The sequence below is a fragment of the Aeromonas sp. ZOR0001 genome (assembly GCF_000801015.1).
GTDB classification, from domain to species: domain Bacteria; phylum Pseudomonadota; class Gammaproteobacteria; order Enterobacterales; family Aeromonadaceae; genus Aeromonas; species Aeromonas veronii.
In genome coordinates, this window is sequence record NZ_JRJY01000048.1 from 24,915 (window position 1) to 40,351 (window position 15,437).

12 protein-coding genes and 1 pseudogene are annotated in these 15,437 nt (G+C 57.0%); 8 read left to right on the forward strand and 5 right to left on the reverse strand.

Translation table 11 applies throughout. The features are described 5' to 3' along the window. The first annotated feature begins 14 nt into the window (after nt 1-14). Complete coding sequence (gene lolD / locus L972_RS06495; RefSeq protein ID WP_005336988.1) at nt 15-713, forward strand: lipoprotein-releasing ABC transporter ATP-binding protein LolD; 699 nt, start codon at nt 15-17, stop codon at nt 711-713. Beyond that, complete coding sequence (lolE, locus tag L972_RS06500; RefSeq protein ID WP_047436787.1) at nt 713-1,954, forward strand: lipoprotein-releasing ABC transporter permease subunit LolE; 1,242 nt, start codon at nt 713-715, stop codon at nt 1,952-1,954. The genes lolD and lolE overlap by 1 nt, the downstream gene beginning before the upstream one ends. A gap of 87 nt (nt 1,955-2,041) precedes the next feature. Here the strand turns inward: lolE and yfbR are convergent, their stop codons facing one another. Further along, the gene (gene yfbR / locus L972_RS06505; RefSeq protein WP_047436789.1) at nt 2,042-2,632 is read right to left on the reverse strand and encodes a 5'-deoxynucleotidase; all 591 of its coding nucleotides are present in this window, start codon (nt 2,630-2,632) and stop codon (nt 2,042-2,044) included. Between the two features lie 92 nt (nt 2,633-2,724). Further along, on the reverse strand, nt 2,725-3,159 hold the full coding sequence (locus tag L972_RS06510) for a YccF domain-containing protein (RefSeq protein ID WP_047436792.1): 435 nt from the start codon (nt 3,157-3,159) through the stop codon (nt 2,725-2,727). Between the two features lie 441 nt (nt 3,160-3,600). Here L972_RS06510 and tig point away from each other — a divergent pair, with 441 nt between their 5' ends. From tig to ppiD, 6 genes are all read left to right on the forward strand, one after another. Further along, complete coding sequence (gene tig / locus L972_RS06515) at nt 3,601-4,911, forward strand: trigger factor (RefSeq protein WP_005345092.1); 1,311 nt, start codon at nt 3,601-3,603, stop codon at nt 4,909-4,911. 86 nt (nt 4,912-4,997) lie between these two features. Further along, complete coding sequence (gene clpP / locus L972_RS06520; RefSeq protein ID WP_005336979.1) at nt 4,998-5,621, forward strand: ATP-dependent Clp endopeptidase proteolytic subunit ClpP; 624 nt, start codon at nt 4,998-5,000, stop codon at nt 5,619-5,621. Between the two features lie 70 nt (nt 5,622-5,691). Further along, nucleotides 5,692-6,966, forward strand: coding sequence for an ATP-dependent protease ATP-binding subunit ClpX (clpX, locus tag L972_RS06525; RefSeq protein ID WP_005336977.1), 1,275 nt, complete (start codon nt 5,692-5,694; stop codon nt 6,964-6,966). A gap of 141 nt (nt 6,967-7,107) precedes the next feature. Beyond that, complete coding sequence (lon, locus tag L972_RS06530) at nt 7,108-9,462, forward strand: endopeptidase La (RefSeq protein ID WP_005336976.1); 2,355 nt, start codon at nt 7,108-7,110, stop codon at nt 9,460-9,462. A 240-nt stretch (nt 9,463-9,702) separates the two neighbouring features. Then, the gene (hupB, locus tag L972_RS06535; RefSeq protein WP_005315375.1) at nt 9,703-9,975 is read left to right on the forward strand and encodes a nucleoid-associated protein HU-beta; all 273 of its coding nucleotides are present in this window, start codon (nt 9,703-9,705) and stop codon (nt 9,973-9,975) included. 150 nt (nt 9,976-10,125) lie between these two features. Further along, the gene (gene ppiD, locus L972_RS06540) at nt 10,126-12,039 is read left to right on the forward strand and encodes a peptidylprolyl isomerase (RefSeq protein ID WP_047436808.1); all 1,914 of its coding nucleotides are present in this window, start codon (nt 10,126-10,128) and stop codon (nt 12,037-12,039) included. A 215-nt stretch (nt 12,040-12,254) separates the two neighbouring features. Here ppiD and L972_RS06545 read toward each other — a convergent pair whose 3' ends face one another. The 3 genes and pseudogenes from L972_RS06545 to L972_RS21330 all read right to left on the reverse strand — a co-directional run. Next, the gene (locus L972_RS06545; RefSeq protein ID WP_047436812.1) at nt 12,255-13,847 is read right to left on the reverse strand and encodes an ABC-F family ATPase; all 1,593 of its coding nucleotides are present in this window, start codon (nt 13,845-13,847) and stop codon (nt 12,255-12,257) included. Between the two features lie 62 nt (nt 13,848-13,909). After that, nucleotides 13,910-15,085 carry an Arm DNA-binding domain-containing protein gene (locus tag L972_RS06550; protein ID WP_407060767.1) on the reverse strand — a complete coding sequence of 392 codons (1,176 nt, stop codon included), beginning with the start codon at nt 15,083-15,085 and terminating at the stop codon, nt 13,910-13,912. A 178-nt stretch (nt 15,086-15,263) separates the two neighbouring features. Further along, a pseudogene (locus tag L972_RS21330) lies at nt 15,264-15,437 on the reverse strand (IS3 family transposase); the annotation flags it as partial.

Sequence of the window (15,437 nt, forward strand, 5' to 3'; positions counted from 1 at the left end):
GTGGAGCCCCTGTTATGAATGAAGCCGTATCCCGTGAACCTCTGCTGCGCTGCCAGGCGCTCAATCATGTCTATAAAGAGGGGGAGCTGGAGACTCAGGTGCTCAAGGGGATCGATCTCTGTGTCGCGCCCGGTGAAATGCTGGCGGTAGTGGGGAGCTCCGGCTCCGGCAAGACCACTCTGCTGCATCTGATGGGGGCGCTGGACAACCCCTCCAGCGGCGCCGTGCTGTTCAAGGGGGAGGATATCCACCATTGGGACAGCCGCACCCAGGCCCGTTTTCGCAACCGCGAGCTGGGCTTTGTCTATCAGTTCCACCACCTGCTCTCCGAGTTCAGTGCGCTGGAAAATGCGGCCATGCCGCTGCTGATCGCCGGTGAGTCGGTGGCGGTTGCCACCGAAAAGGCAACCAAGATGCTGGGGCGGGTAGGGCTCTCCCATCGCTTGAATCACCGTCCCTCCGAGCTCTCCGGTGGCGAACGTCAGCGGGTGGCGATCGCCCGGGCGCTGGTCAACGAACCGAGTCTGGTGCTGGCAGATGAACCGACCGGCAATCTGGATCACGCCAGTGCCACCGCGGTGTACGAACTGCTGTGTGAACTGAATCGTGAACTGGGCACTGCGTTTGTAGTAGTGACTCACGACTTGAGCCTCGCGGCCAAGCTCCATCGCCGGGTGACCCTGGTGAGCGGCGTGATGGCGGAGGTTGCCTGATGTTCAAACCGCTGCCCCTCTTTCTGGGCCTGCGTTACAGCCGCTCCCGCCGTCGCAACGGGTTTATCGCCTTTATCTCTGCCTCTTCCCTGATCGGTATTGCCCTCGGGGTGATGGCGCTGATCCTGGGCCTCTCTGCCATGAACGGTTTCGAGCGGGAGCTCAAAGATCGGGTGCTCTCGGTCGTGCCGCAAGGTGAGCTGGACGCCGTCGAGCGGCCGCTGCCGGATTGGCCGCGTCTACGCGACTACCTGCTGGCCCAGCCGGGCGTTGAGACGGCAGCCCCGGTCATTCGCCTCAATGGCCTGCTGGAGCACGGCTCCGCCCTCAAGGGGGTGCAACTGCGCGCCGTGCTGCCGGAGCTGGAAGCCAATCTGTCGGATGCAGGCAAATACATGACGGGCCGTGGTCTGCGTGAGCTGCAACCGGGTGAACGTGGGGTGATCCTTGGCAAGACCATCGCCGACAAACTGGGGGTCAAGGTGGGGGATTCTGTTGCCCTGCTGCTGCCGCAAGGGGGCGATCAGGCCGGGATCAAGAATCCCCGCCGCGAAGCCCTGACCGTGGTAGGGCTGCTGGAGATCGGCGGTCAGCTCGACGGCCTGCTCGGCTTTATGCATCTGGCCGATGCGCAAGGGATCACCGGCATGGGCAGCGATGTGGAGGGCTTCAGCCTGCGGGTGAGCGATGTGCTCAAGGCGCAATCCATCACCGTAGCCGCCGCGCAGCAGTTCCCTCATCACGTCTATATCCGCAGCTGGATGAACAGCCAGGGCTACCTCTATCAGGACATCCAGATGGTGCGTACCGTCATGTATGTGGTGATGCTGATGGTGGTGGCCGTCGCCTGTTTCAACATCGTCTCCACTCTGGTGATGGCGGTGAACGAGAAGCGCAGCGAGATCGCCATCCTGAAGACCATGGGGGCGAGCCCCGGCCAGATCCGGCTTACCTTCGTCATTCAGGGGATGGTCAACGGCGTGGCCGGTGCCCTGCTCGGTGCGCTGCTGGGCGGGCTGCTTTCGAGCAAGCTGACTCAGATCCTGAGCGTTGTCGAAAAGCTTATTGGCCACCGCTTCCTCAATCCGGATATCTACTTTATCGACTTCTTGCCGACCGAGTTGCATATGCAGGATCTGCTCATCGTGACGGGCGCCGCCATCCTGATGAGTCTGGTGGCGACCCTCTATCCCGCCTGGCGGGCGAGCGGTCTGGTACCCTCCCGCGAGCTGGGCCACTGATGGGTTGCATCTAATGCGCCATAAATAACGAAGGGCCCGCTGGTGCAAACCGGCGGGCCCTTCTGTTTTCAGGTCATGTAGACTGGCTTAGTGAGCGTTAAGCTCATCGAGTGGCAGGGAGAAGCTGGCCACAAAGGTGTCGATAAAGTAGCGCATCTCATCGCTCATCCGCGCTGCCAGCATGGCCTCGAGGCGCTTGCGAGCCGGTTCAAACTCCCGGTTGCCTGCGTTGATCTCCTCCAGACACTTGGTATAGGCGCAGAGGGTGTCGGCATCCTTGACCAGCCTGGCCAGCTCGTCATCCTGGGCTGCCGAATCGAGCAGGGGGCGAAAGTCCTCCACCAGTTCCGGCGGCAGCATGCCAAGCAGACGCTGCTCGGCGGCCAGTTCTATCTTCTTGTACTCGCGGGCAATTTCGGGGTTGAAGTATTTGACCGGGGTAGGCAGATCGCCGGTCAGCACCTCGCTGCTGTCGTGGTAGAGGGCCATCACGGCGGCGCGGTCGGCATTCACGCTGCCGCCAAACAGTCGATTTTTGATGATGCCGAGGGCATGGGCCACCATGGCCACCTGCAAGCTGTGCTCGGCGATGTTTTCCGGCTGGATGTTGCGCATCAGGGGCCAGCGGTAGATGAGTTTCATGCGGGCGAGATTGGCGAAAAAGTGGCTGGGTAACATGACGGCCTCAACAAAAGAGAATAGAAAAGGGCAGACCCTAGTCTGCCCTTTTTTTCGTTGCAGGGCAGCGTCTGCCCGCGCATTTCCCGTGTTTAGCGGATATAGCGGCCCGATTCCGCCTCCTGGTTGGTCACTATCATCTGGCCGATGGGCGCCAGACTGATGAGTGCCAGCTTGAGGTGCTGGATACCGAACGGGATACCGATAATGGTCACGAAGCAGGCCAGCGCGGAAGCGATGTGGCCGATGGTCAGCCAGACGCCGATCAGCACAAACCAGAGGATGTTGCCAATCAGCCCCAGAGTGCCGGTGCCGATATCGCTCTGGCCGGTCATGGTCTTGCGATTGACCGCCTGCTTGCCAAACGGGAAGAAGGTAAAGGTGCCGATCACGAAGCAGGCTCGTCCCCAGGGGATGCCGACCAGCGAGATAAAGCAGACAAGACCGGCCAGCCACCAGGCCAGGCCCATAAAGACACCTCCCAGTACAAACCAGAGCAGATTGAACAAGAAGCGGAAAAAGGCCATGTGAGTGACTCCAGATCATCAATTTGGTTGCCACCATAACGAGGGAGGGGTAGGGACGCAATGGTTGATTGGTCCAATCGCCATTTGGCTGGTCAAATTGAGTCGCCGCCCGCAACGGTGGGCTGTTTTTCGGCGAAAGATGGGTAATAAAGCGGCGTTCGGATGAAAAAAGGTGAGCAAACGCAAAATTATTGCCATCGGATAGTTGAAGTCGGGCACCTCTCTCCCCATATAAAGGGCAGTTTTGCACGAATTGTGCTTGCACGCCGCTCAATGTGGGGGATGTGTAGCTCGACTCGACCAAAGTGCGCCGCTATAATGCCGCGTCATATTTTCTCATCACAAAGACATATCGTTGTCTTTATAAACAGGAAGACTCCGGGCTTTGCCCAGGGGCAATAAAGGGTCAGCACACAGTGCTGAGTTGAACGAGGTAGAAGAATGCAAGTTTCTGTAGAGACAACCCAGGGTCTGGAACGCCGTCTTACCATCACTGTACCGGCCGCTACCGTAGACGCCGCTGTGCGTAAAGAATTGAATGGCCTGGCCAAAACTCGTCGCATCGACGGTTTCCGTCCTGGCAAGGCTCCGGTTGCCATCATCAAGAAGATGTTCGGCGCCATGGCTCACGCCCGCGTTGCTGATGAAATGATGCAGAGCAACTTCATCAAAGCCATCATCGAAAACAAACTGAGCCCGGCCGGTGCCCCGACCATGGATCCGAAAGAGATCAAAGAAGGTCAGGATTTCGAATTCACCGCCACTTTCGAAGTGTATCCGGAGTTCGAAGTTGCAGGTCTCGAGACCATCAAGGTCGAGAAGCCGGTTGCGACCGTGAAGGACGAAGATCTGGCCAACATGATCGACACCCTGCGCAAGCAGCATGCTACCTGGGCTGATGCCGATGTTGCCGCTGCCAATGGCATGCGTGTGACCATGGACTTCGTCGGTTCCATCGACGGTGAAGAGTTCGACGGCGGCAAAGCTGAAGGCTTCAACCTGGTGCTGGGCGCTGGCCGTATGATCCCGGGCTTCGAAGACGCCATCCTGGGCAAGAAAGCGGGCGACGAGTTCACCATCGAAGTGACCTTCCCGGCTGACTACCACGCTGAAAACCTGAAAGGCAAAGAGGCCAAGTTCGCTTCCAAGCTGATCAAGGTTGAAGAGCAGATCCTGCCTGAGCTGACCGAAGAGTTCGTGAAGCGTTTCGGTATCGAAAGCGGTTCTGTTGAAGAGCTGAAAGCCGAAGTGCGCAAGAACATGGAGCGCGAACTGGCTCAAGCCCTGAAAAACAGCGTGAAAGAGCAGGTTCTGAACGGTCTGGTTGAAGCCAACCAAATCGACCTGCCGAAAGCAGCTGTTGCTCAAGAGATCGACGCACTGCGTCAGCAGGCTCTGCAGCGCTTCGGTGGCTTCCAGGGCGGTAACGCTCCCGAGCTGCCGGCTGAACTGTTCCAGGCTCAAGCCGAGCGTCGTGTACGCGTAGGCCTGCTGCTGGGTGACGTGATCCGCACCAACGAGATCAAGGCTGACGATGCCCGTGTAAACAGCATCATCGAGTCCATGGCGACTGCCTACGAAGATCCGAAGGAAGTGATCGAGTACTATCAGAAGAACGAACAGATGCTGAACGGCGTTCGTAACCTGGCAGTAGAAGATCAAGCCATCGACCTGATCCTGTCCAAAGCGCAAGTGACCGAAAAAGAAGTTGCCTTTGACGAAGTGATCAACAAGTCTGGCGCCGCTGCCTAAGAACATTTGACTTAAGGTCAAGACTGTTAAGTATAATGGCTCGTGTGATCTCCACTCGGGCCATTTTATTTTAGGGACAATGCCTTATGTACAAGAACTATAACGATATGACCGATTCTCCCAGCAATGCGCTGGTCCCCATCGTGGTCGAACAGACTGCCAAGGGTGAACGTTCCTACGATATTTACTCCCGTTTGCTGAAAGAGCGGGTGATCTTCCTGACCGGTCAGGTTGAAGATCACATGGCCAATCTGGTGGTGGCTCAGCTGCTGTTCCTCGAATCCGAGAATCCGGACAAGGACATCTATATCTACATCAACTCGCCGGGCGGTTCGGTGACTGCGGGCATGTCCATCTATGACACCATGCAGTTCATCAAGCCGGATGTCAGCACCGTCTGCATGGGGCAGGCCTGCTCCATGGGTGCCTTCCTGCTGGCTGGCGGCGCCAAGGGCAAGCGTTTCTGCCTGCCTAACGCCCGCGTGATGATCCACCAGCCGCTGGGTGGTTTCCAGGGTCAGGCATCTGATATCCAGATCCACGCCCAGGAGATCCTGAAGATCAAAAATACCCTGAACGAGCGCCTGGCGTTCCACACCGGTCAGGACATGGCTACCATCGAGCGTGACACCGATCGTGACAACTTCATGTCCGCCGAGCAGGCCGTGGCCTATGGCCTGGTAGACGGTGTCCTGAGCCAGCGTAGCTGAGCAGGGTGTCCCGGTCTGTTGTAAACTCAACAGGCCGATCCATCCTCTATTGATAAAACGAGGTTGCTGAATGACAGAGAAACGCAAGGGTGAGGGTGATAAGCTGCTCTACTGCTCTTTTTGCGGCAAAAGCCAGCATGAAGTGCGCAAGCTGATCGCTGGCCCTTCCGTCTACATATGTGATGAGTGCGTCGAGCTGTGCAACGACATCATCCGCGAAGAGATCCGCGAGATCTCGCCCAAGCGCGATGGTAACGAGCTGCCGACCCCTCATCAGATCCGCGCTCATCTCGATGACTATGTGATCGGGCAAGAGTACGCCAAGAAGGTGTTGGCTGTAGCCGTCTACAACCACTACAAGCGTCTGCGCAACAGCGGCGAAAACAGTGGTGTTGAGCTCGGCAAATCCAACATTCTGCTGATTGGCCCGACCGGTAGCGGTAAAACCCTGCTGGCCGAGACTCTGGCTCGCCTGCTGGATGTGCCGTTCACCATGGCCGATGCGACCACCCTGACCGAAGCCGGTTATGTGGGCGAGGACGTGGAAAACATCATCCAGAAGCTGCTGCAAAAGTGCGACTACGACGTAGAGAAGGCCCAGCGTGGCATCGTCTACATCGACGAGATCGACAAGATCTCCCGCAAGTCGGACAACCCCTCCATTACCCGCGATGTCTCCGGGGAAGGGGTACAGCAGGCACTGCTCAAGCTGATCGAAGGGACCATCGCTTCCGTGCCGCCGCAAGGTGGTCGCAAGCATCCGCAGCAGGAGTTCTTGCAGGTTGATACCTCCAAGATCCTCTTTATCTGTGGCGGTGCTTTTGCCGGTCTGGACAAGGTGATCGAGCAGCGTTCCGTGAAGGGAACCGGTATCGGTTTTGGCGCCGAGGTGAAATCCAAGGATGCCAAGGCCACCCTGAGCGAAACCTTCGCCAAGGTGGAGCCGGAAGATCTGATCAAATATGGTCTGATCCCCGAGTTCATCGGCCGTCTGCCGGTGGTCGCGACTCTGACCGAGCTGGACGAGTCTGCCCTTATCCAGATCCTGAAAGAGCCGAAAAACGCGCTGACCAAACAGTACGCTGCGTTGTTCGATCTGGAAGGGGTTGAACTGGAGTTCCGTGACGACGCGCTCAACGCCATTGCCCGCAAGGCGATGGAGCGTAAAACCGGTGCTCGTGGTCTGCGTTCCATTGTGGAAGCCGTACTGCTGGATACCATGTATGACCTGCCTTCTCTGGAAGGGGTCAGCAAGGTGGTGATCGACGAGACCGTGATCAAAGGGGACTCTGCGCCCTTGATGATCTACGAAAATCCCGAAACCCAGGCTGCTGCATCAGAGTAAATGTCTGATTTTTAATCAAATGGAAGGGGCTTTTTGCCCCTTTCATGCTTTTTACGGTTTCGGCGATTGAATCTCATCTCAGCGCCCCCATATACTCAGCCAAGCGCTTTGCCAACGGTATAACAAGCCGAGAGGACATATATGAACCTAGAGCGTTCAGAACGCATCGAGATTCCCGTCCTGCCTCTTCGTGACGTGGTGGTTTATCCCCACATGGTCATTCCACTCTTTGTGGGGCGGGAAAAATCCATTCGCTGTCTGGAAGCGGCCATGGAGCAGGACAAGAAAGTTCTGCTGGTGGCCCAGAAGGATGCGTCAACCGATGAGCCGACTGTGGAGGAGATCTTCACCGTCGGGACAGTGGCCAATATTCTGCAGATGCTCAAGCTGCCGGACGGCACCGTCAAGGTGCTGGTAGAGGGTGGGCAGCGTGCCCGCCTGGAGCGGATGATCGACGACAAGGATTTCTTTGTCTGCGAGGCTCAGTACATCCCCTCCCAAGCTATTGAGGAGAAGGATCAGGAAGTACTGGTTCGCTCCGCCATCGGCCAGTTTGAAGGCTATATCAAGCTCAACAAGAAGATCCCGCCCGAGGTACTGACCTCGATATCGGCGATCGACGATGCTGCGCGTCTGGCTGACACCATGGCGGCCCACATGCCGCTCAAGCTGGAAGACAAGCAGAAGGTGCTGGAGATCGTCTCTGTCTCCGAGCGCATCGAATTCCTGATGGCGATGATGGAGTCGGAAATTGACCTGCTGCAGGTTGAGAAGCGCATCCGTACTCGCGTCAAGAAGCAGATGGAAAAGAGCCAGCGCGAGTATTACCTCAACGAGCAGATGAAGGCCATCCAGAAAGAGCTGGGTGAGCTGGAAGATAGCCCGGATGAGTTTGAAGCCCTCAATCGCAAGATTGAAGAGGCTGGCATGCCGGAAGATGCCCGTGAAAAGGCCCAGGCCGAGCTCGCCAAGCTGAAGATGATGTCTCCCATGTCCGCCGAGGCTACCGTGGTTCGCAGCTATGTGGACTGGATGGTACAGGTGCCGTGGAAGGCGCGCTCCAAAGTCAAAAAAGACCTTGGCAAGGCGCAAGAGGTACTGGATGCCGACCACTATGGCCTCGAGAAGGTCAAGGATCGCATCCTCGAATATCTGGCGGTACAGGCACGGGTGAACAAGCTCAAGGGCCCGATCCTTTGTCTGGTTGGCCCTCCCGGTGTGGGCAAGACCTCGCTGGGCCAATCCATCGCCAAGGCGACAGGCCGCAAATATGTGCGGATGGCCCTCGGTGGGGTGCGTGACGAAGCGGAGATCCGCGGTCACCGTCGCACCTACATCGGTTCCATGCCAGGCAAGCTCATCCAGAAGATGGCGAAAGTTGGCGTGAAGAATCCGCTGTTCCTGCTCGACGAAATCGACAAGATGAGCTCGGACATGCGCGGCGATCCCGCATCCGCCTTGCTGGAAGTGCTGGATCCGGAACAGAACAACAGCTTCAACGATCACTATCTGGAAGTGGATTATGACCTGTCGGACGTCATGTTCGTGGCTACCTCCAACTCCATGAACATCCCGGGTCCCTTGCTGGACCGGATGGAAGTGATCCGCCTCTCCGGTTACACCGAAGATGAGAAGCTCAACATTGCCAAGCAGCATCTGGTTGCCAAGCAGATCCAGCGCAACGGCCTGAAAGAGTCCGAGATCACCATCGAAGATTCTGCCCTGGTCGGAGTGATCCGCTACTACACCCGCGAGGCGGGTGTGCGGAGTCTGGAGCGCGAGATCTCCAAGATCTGTCGCAAGGCGGTCAAGCGCATCCTGCTGGACAAGAGCATCAAGCATGTTCAGGTCAATCAGGAGAACCTCAAGGAGTTCCTCGGGGTGCAGCGTTTCGATTATGGCAAGGCCACCGACCAGAACCAGGTGGGTCAGGTGTGTGGTCTGGCGTGGACCGAAGTGGGGGGCGATCTGCTCACCATCGAGACCACCAACATGCCGGGCAAGGGCAAGCTCACTTATACCGGTTCCCTCGGTGACGTGATGCAGGAGTCCATCCAGGCGGCCATGACGGTCGTACGGGCCCGTGCCGAGAAGCTGCGCATCAACGCCGACTTCTACGAGAAGCGCGATATCCACGTGCACGTACCGGAAGGGGCAACCCCGAAAGATGGTCCGAGCGCCGGTATCGCCATGTGTACCGCCCTGGTCTCCAGCTTGACCGGTAATCCGGTTCGTGCTGATGTGGCGATGACAGGGGAGATCACCCTGCGCGGCGAAGTGCTGCCCATCGGTGGTCTCAAGGAGAAGTTGCTGGCAGCCCACCGTGGCGGCATCAAGCGAGTGCTTATTCCGAAAGAGAACGAGCGTGACCTTGAGGAGATCCCGGCAAACGTCAAACAAGACCTTGAAATTTATCCGGTTCGCTGGATTGACGAGGTGCTGGAATTGGCGTTGCAGGACAATCCGCAGGGGTTTGAGCGCGTTTCTGTCGTGTAAATGTTGATGCGCCGCAAATTTGGCGCATTCGGCGGGTGGTTAAGGCTTGCATGCGCCCGATAACGGAAGTAGCCTTGACCACCGATCGGGTACTCGTGATGAGTCGCAATGCGTTGTGTGGCGCGGGTTTGCGCCAGATTGTCACTTGCAACTGATCAGGAGGCTTGCTATAAAACCTCCACTTGTTGTGGCCAGGGAAATCAGCGCCGCAGCGGTGTTTGATAAAAGGGGAATATAAGAGTGAATAAATCTCAACTGATTGACAAGATTGCAGACGGTGCCGATATCTCCAAAGCTGCCGCTGGCCGTGCGTTGGATGCCTTCATTGATGCTGTTGGTGAAGCGCTGAAAGAGGGTGACCAGGTTGCTCTGGTTGGTTTCGGTACTTTCGCAGTGCGCGAGCGTGCTGCCCGTTCAGGCCGTAACCCGCAGACCGGCGCGACCATCGAAATCGCTGCTGGTAAAGTTCCTGCCTTCAAAGCCGGTAAGGCCCTGAAAGACGCTGTTAACTAAGTCGGTCGCTGATCTCCGTCGGCTACCGTCCTTGGTCGCAGACCAGACAAGTTAGAGAGTCTTCTCTCATACTGATTGACCAAGGCGCATCGCAATCGGTGCGCCTTTTTATTGTTTACGCCCATCGAGTTCGGGAGCATAAGTACAAACATGATGTTGGATAAACTACGCGAAGGGGCGCAGGGCAAGGTAGCCAAGGTTATCTTGGGCCTGATCATCCTCTCCTTTGCCTTGGCTGGTGTAGGTAGTTACCTGAACGGCCCGGCCCGTACCGCCCCCGCCACCGTCAATGGCACCGAGATCAGTGCTGCGGCACTGGAAAATGCCTACCGTAACGAGCGCGCCCGCATGGAATCCCAGATGGGAGAGGCATTCAGCCAGCTGGCCGCGAACCCCGATTACATGAAACAGTTCCGCCGCGGCGTGCTGGATCGGCTGATCGATCAGGCGTTGCTGGACAGCAAGGCCCGTGAACTGGGCCTGCGCATCAGTGACGAACAGATCAAGCAAGCCATCGTGGCCATGCCGGAGTTTGCCGAGAACGGCAAGTTCAACAATGACCGCTATCTGCAGCTGATCCGTCGTGCCGGCATGACTCCCGAAATGTTCCGTGACTCCCTGCGTCAGGACATGGTGCGTCAACAGTTGATGAGCGCCCTGCTGGGCACCGAATTCTCCCTCAAGGGCGAAGCGGAGCAGCTCGACAAGCTCTACAACCAGACTCGCGATCTGCGTCTGGTGCGTCTGGCTGCTGCCAACTACATGGCTGACGTTCAGGTCTCCGACAACGAGCTGGAGCAGTACTACAAGACCAATGGCGCCCGTTTCATGAACGACGAGCAGGTCAAGGTCGACTATCTGCTGCTGGACGCTGCCAACCTCGCCAAGGATATCAAGGTCACCGAGCAGGATGCCCAGGATTACTACGATCAGCACCAGGATCTGTTCCAGCGTGCCGAGCGTCGCCACGTGGCTCATATCCTGATCCCGTTTGGCAAGGACGAGAAAGCGGCCGAGCAGAAAGCAGAAGCCGTGCTGGCCAAAGCCAAGGCGGGCGATGATTTCGCTGCGCTGGCCAAGGCTGACTCTTCCGATACCTTCTCTGCCAAAAAAGGCGGCGAGCTGGACTGGTTCGAGAAAGGGGTGATGGATCCGGCCTTCGAGAAAGCCGCGTTCGCCCTGAACAAGGCTGGTGATCTCTCCACCGTGGTGAAGAGCCCGTTCGGTTTCCACATCATCAAGCTGCTGGGGGTTGAAGCCGCCCAGACCAAGCCGTTTGCCGATGTGAAAGAAGAGACCATCACTCGTCTGCAAGCTGACAAGGCCAAGGAGAAGTTCTTCGCCGAGCAGCAGAAGATGGCTGACAACAGCTTCGAAAACCCGGACTCGCTGGATCTGACCGCTGATGCCATGGGGATGAAGGTTCAATCTTCCGATTTCTTCACCCAGGCGACTGCTCCGGCTCCGCTGAATGATCCCAAGGTGCTCTCCGTGGCGTTCTCCGAACAGCTGCGCGATGACAACACCAACTCCGACGTGATCGAGCTGGCTGACGGCAAGGCGCTGGTGCTGCACATCACTGGTCACAAGCCCAAAGCGGTCAAGCCGCTGGCCGAGGTGAAAGAGCAGGTGATTGCCGCCATCAAGCATGACAAGGCTAGCGAAGTGGCCCGTGGCAAGGCCCAGGGCCTGCTGGACAAGCTGAAGGTCGGTGAGAGCATCACCGCCGATCTGACTGCACTCGGTCTGAAAGTGGAGACCCACAAAGGGGTTGCCCGCTTCGATCGCGAGCTGGATCAGAACCTGATTGCCCAGGCGTTCACGCTGCCCCATCCGATCGACGGCAAGCCGAGCGTGGCTCTGGTTGCCGAGACCAATGGTGACCGCGTTGTGGTTGCGCTGGACAAGGTCAACGTCCCTGCCGCCGCATCCGGTATGGCTGCCATGCTGCAAGCTCAGCTGGGTCAGGGCAAAGCCCAGGTGGATTACAAGTCTCTGATCGACGAGCTGCGTAAAGCGGCCAAGATCGAGTACTTCACCAGTGTGGAAGCGACCGTCGAGTAATCGGCACTGCACAACCCATTGAAAACGGCTCCTTGATGGAGCCGTTTTTTTTATCTGTGGGAAGAGGAGGAGACTCAAGTTCTGTGCTCTGTGCTCTGTTCTGTGGCGTGTAGTCACACCGCGGTTATACGCCATCTCAGTCGTCTAAAAACGGGATATAAAAAAACCGGCACGTGAGTGCCGGTTTTTCATTGCGAACTTGCGCAGGAGCGGGGTTATACCACGCCCTGGGTGCGCAGGTAATCCTCGTAGGTGCCGCCGAAGTCGCGGATGCCATCTTCGGTCAGTTCCAGGATACGGGTCGCCAGGGAGGAGACGAACTCGCGGTCGTGGGAGACGAAGATCAGGGTCCCCTGGTAGAGCTCCAGTGCCATGTTCAAGGATTCGATGGATTCCATGTCCAGGTGGTTGGTCGGCTCATCCATGATCAGGATATTGGGGCGCTGCATCATCAGCTTGCCGAACAGCATGCGACCCTGTTCACCACCGGAGAGCACCTTGACCGGCTTCTTGATGTCGTCCTGGGAGAAGAGCAGACGGCCCAGTATGGAGCGTACAGCCTGCTCGTCTTCGTTCTCCTGTTTCCACTGGGCCATCCAGTCGAACACGTTGAGATCAGTGTCGAAGTCTTCGGCGTGATCCTGAGCGTAGTAACCGATCTGGGCGTTCTCGGACCACTTGATGGTGCCGGTATCCGGAGCCAGTGCACCGACAAGGGTCTTGATCAGAGTGGATTTACCGATACCGTTGGTACCCAGAATGGCGACCTTTTCGCCCACTTCCATCATCATGTTGAGGCCCTTGAACAGGGGACCGTCGCCATACCCCTTGGATACACCTTCCACTTCCAGGATGTTGCGATAGAGCTTTTTGTCCTGCTCGAAGCGGATGAAGGGGTTCTGGCGGCTGGAGACCTTGACGTCCTCAATCTTGATCTTGTCGATCTGCTTGAGACGGGAGGTCGCCTGACGGGACTTGGAAGCGTTGGCGCTGAAACGGGAGACGAAGGATTGCAGATCGGCGATCTGGGCCTTCTTCTTGGCGTTGTCTGCCAGCAGGCGCTCGCGCGCCTGGGTGGCGGCCAGCATGTAGTCATCGTAGTTGCCTGGATAGACGCGCAGCTCGCCGTAGTCCAGATCCGCCATGTGGGTACAGACAGAGTTAAGGAAGTGACGGTCGTGAGAGATGATGATCATGGTGCTTTCACGTTCGTTGAGCACCTGCTCCAGCCAGCGAATGGTGTTGATGTCCAGGTTGTTGGTCGGTTCGTCCAGCAGCAGGATATCGGGGTTGGAGAAGAGGGCCTGTGCCAGCAGCACCCGCAGTTTCCAGCCCGGCGCCACTTCGCTCATCGGGCCATTGTGCTGCTCGAGCGGAATGCCGACACCCAGCAGCAGCTCGCCTGCGCGTGCTTCGGCGGTGTAGCCGTCATACTCGGCAACCAGACCTTCCAGCTCGGCGGCCTTCATATAGTCTTCGTCGGTGGCTTCGAGGTTGGCGTAGATGGCATCGCGCTCGGCGATGGCTGCCCACAGCTCGGTGTGGCCCATCATGACCACGTCCAGTACGCGCATCTCTTCGTAGGCGAACTGATCCTGACGCAGCTTACCGATGCGCTCGTTGACGTCCAGGCTCACATTACCGCCAGTGGGCTCCAGATCACCGCCGAGGATCTTCATAAAGGTGGACTTGCCACAGCCGTTGGCGCCGATAAGGCCATAGCGGCTGCCGCCGCCAAACTTGACGTTGATGTTCTCAAACAGCGGCTTGGCGCCGAACTGCATGGTGATGTTGTTGCTACTAAGCATAGTGTGTTAAAAAATTCCTTAATTATCAGCACATTACTGCACTGGTTGAAAATTCGGGGGCGCTATTGGGGCAAATGCCCATTTTTTTGCATCGAACTCCAGATAGAATCGACCTCACTTCGGCTGGCCGATTCGATCCATTTTCCATAGACCTCTTGCAACATTCTTGCAGAGTTGTGACCCATCTGTTCAGCTATGAACGCAAGGTTTCCGTGAGCGGTGATGTTCCAACTGGCATAGGTATGCCTAAGTTGGTAGGCCCGGCGATAACGAACCCCAGACTTCTTGATTGCTGCCTGCCATGGGGCCACCAGGAAAACACCAGAGTAAAAAGGTGGCCTGTCCGGCACAACTTTGGTTGGTCGGAAGACTGGGCGCAATGTTTGGCGCACGATCATGCCACCTGGTAGGTGCATGTCAATCTCTGCGTCCAAAAGTGCCCCAGTTATCTTGAATTGATCCTGCAGCGCGTTCAGCGCAGGGGGCAAAAGATGAACTGTTCTTGTCCTGTTTGTCTTCGGTAGCTTGAATTGCATCTTTTGCTGAGTAAGGTTTCGGCGCACGTGCAGGATCTTCTTTTCAAAATCGATGTCACCCCAGCTTAATGCCCTCAGCTCACCGGGCCGGAGCCCGGTGTAGGCAAGGACCAGCAATATGTTCTTAAATTGCCGATTCGTTGTGACCTCGATTAGCTTTTGGAACTCCCAATGCTCGAAAGGGTCTGCGCTCTTTTCGGTGTTCAGCCTGGCAGCGGACACCCGCACGTCGAATGCCCGTTCAACAAGCTCATTTCGCGCAGCCCATTTCAGCAGGTTTCCGATATGGCCAAGATAGGTTCTTACTGTTCTTGGCTGGCAATCGATGAGCAGCTGGTTGCGCAGTCTTTCAATATGCATTGGCAGCATGTCAGCTATTGGCATATCGCGTCCGAGAAACTCGGTCATCCTTTTGAACGCGCTGCTATATGAGCGCTTTGTCGATATGCCTATCGTTGGCCCTGCGCTCTCAACAAAGGCGACTGCGGCCTCAGTCAGTGTCATTCTGGTGGTTGTTCGCACCCCTAGGCGGGCCAAAGCCTTGGAGTTGGGGAAGTGTTTTGCATAGTCAAAGCTGCCAAGGGCGATTTCATGTTTGATGGCAGCGAGTTTGTTCGCTGCGAATTTGACGTTTACCTTCGTGATGGGGACATCCAATGTCTCTCTGCACCGGCGCCCCTTGTAGCTGAAGCAGATCCGAATCTTGTTGCCATGCCGACCCCGGTAAGCCCCGCTATCAGCGAGGCGTGGTTTTCTATTGTGCTGACTCTACCCACTTGTCGTACTCCTCGATGCTGTAGCGAACCTGACCATCAGGACCATATTTCCAGATTATTCCTTCTGGCCATTCCCCTTTAAGGCGGCGCCTCTCTTGTTGTGGTCAACTAAATCCGGACACTTGGTTAGGCCGTTCTTCGGCTTTTGCTGGCGGTATCCCGTCATTGTGGTGATGTGGACGCCGCCAGTTGTAGTAATCCATTAGGTAATAACTGATATCTCGTTTCGCTTCTCGCAAGCTCATATATCCCATAGCCGGGAGCCACTCTGACTTCAG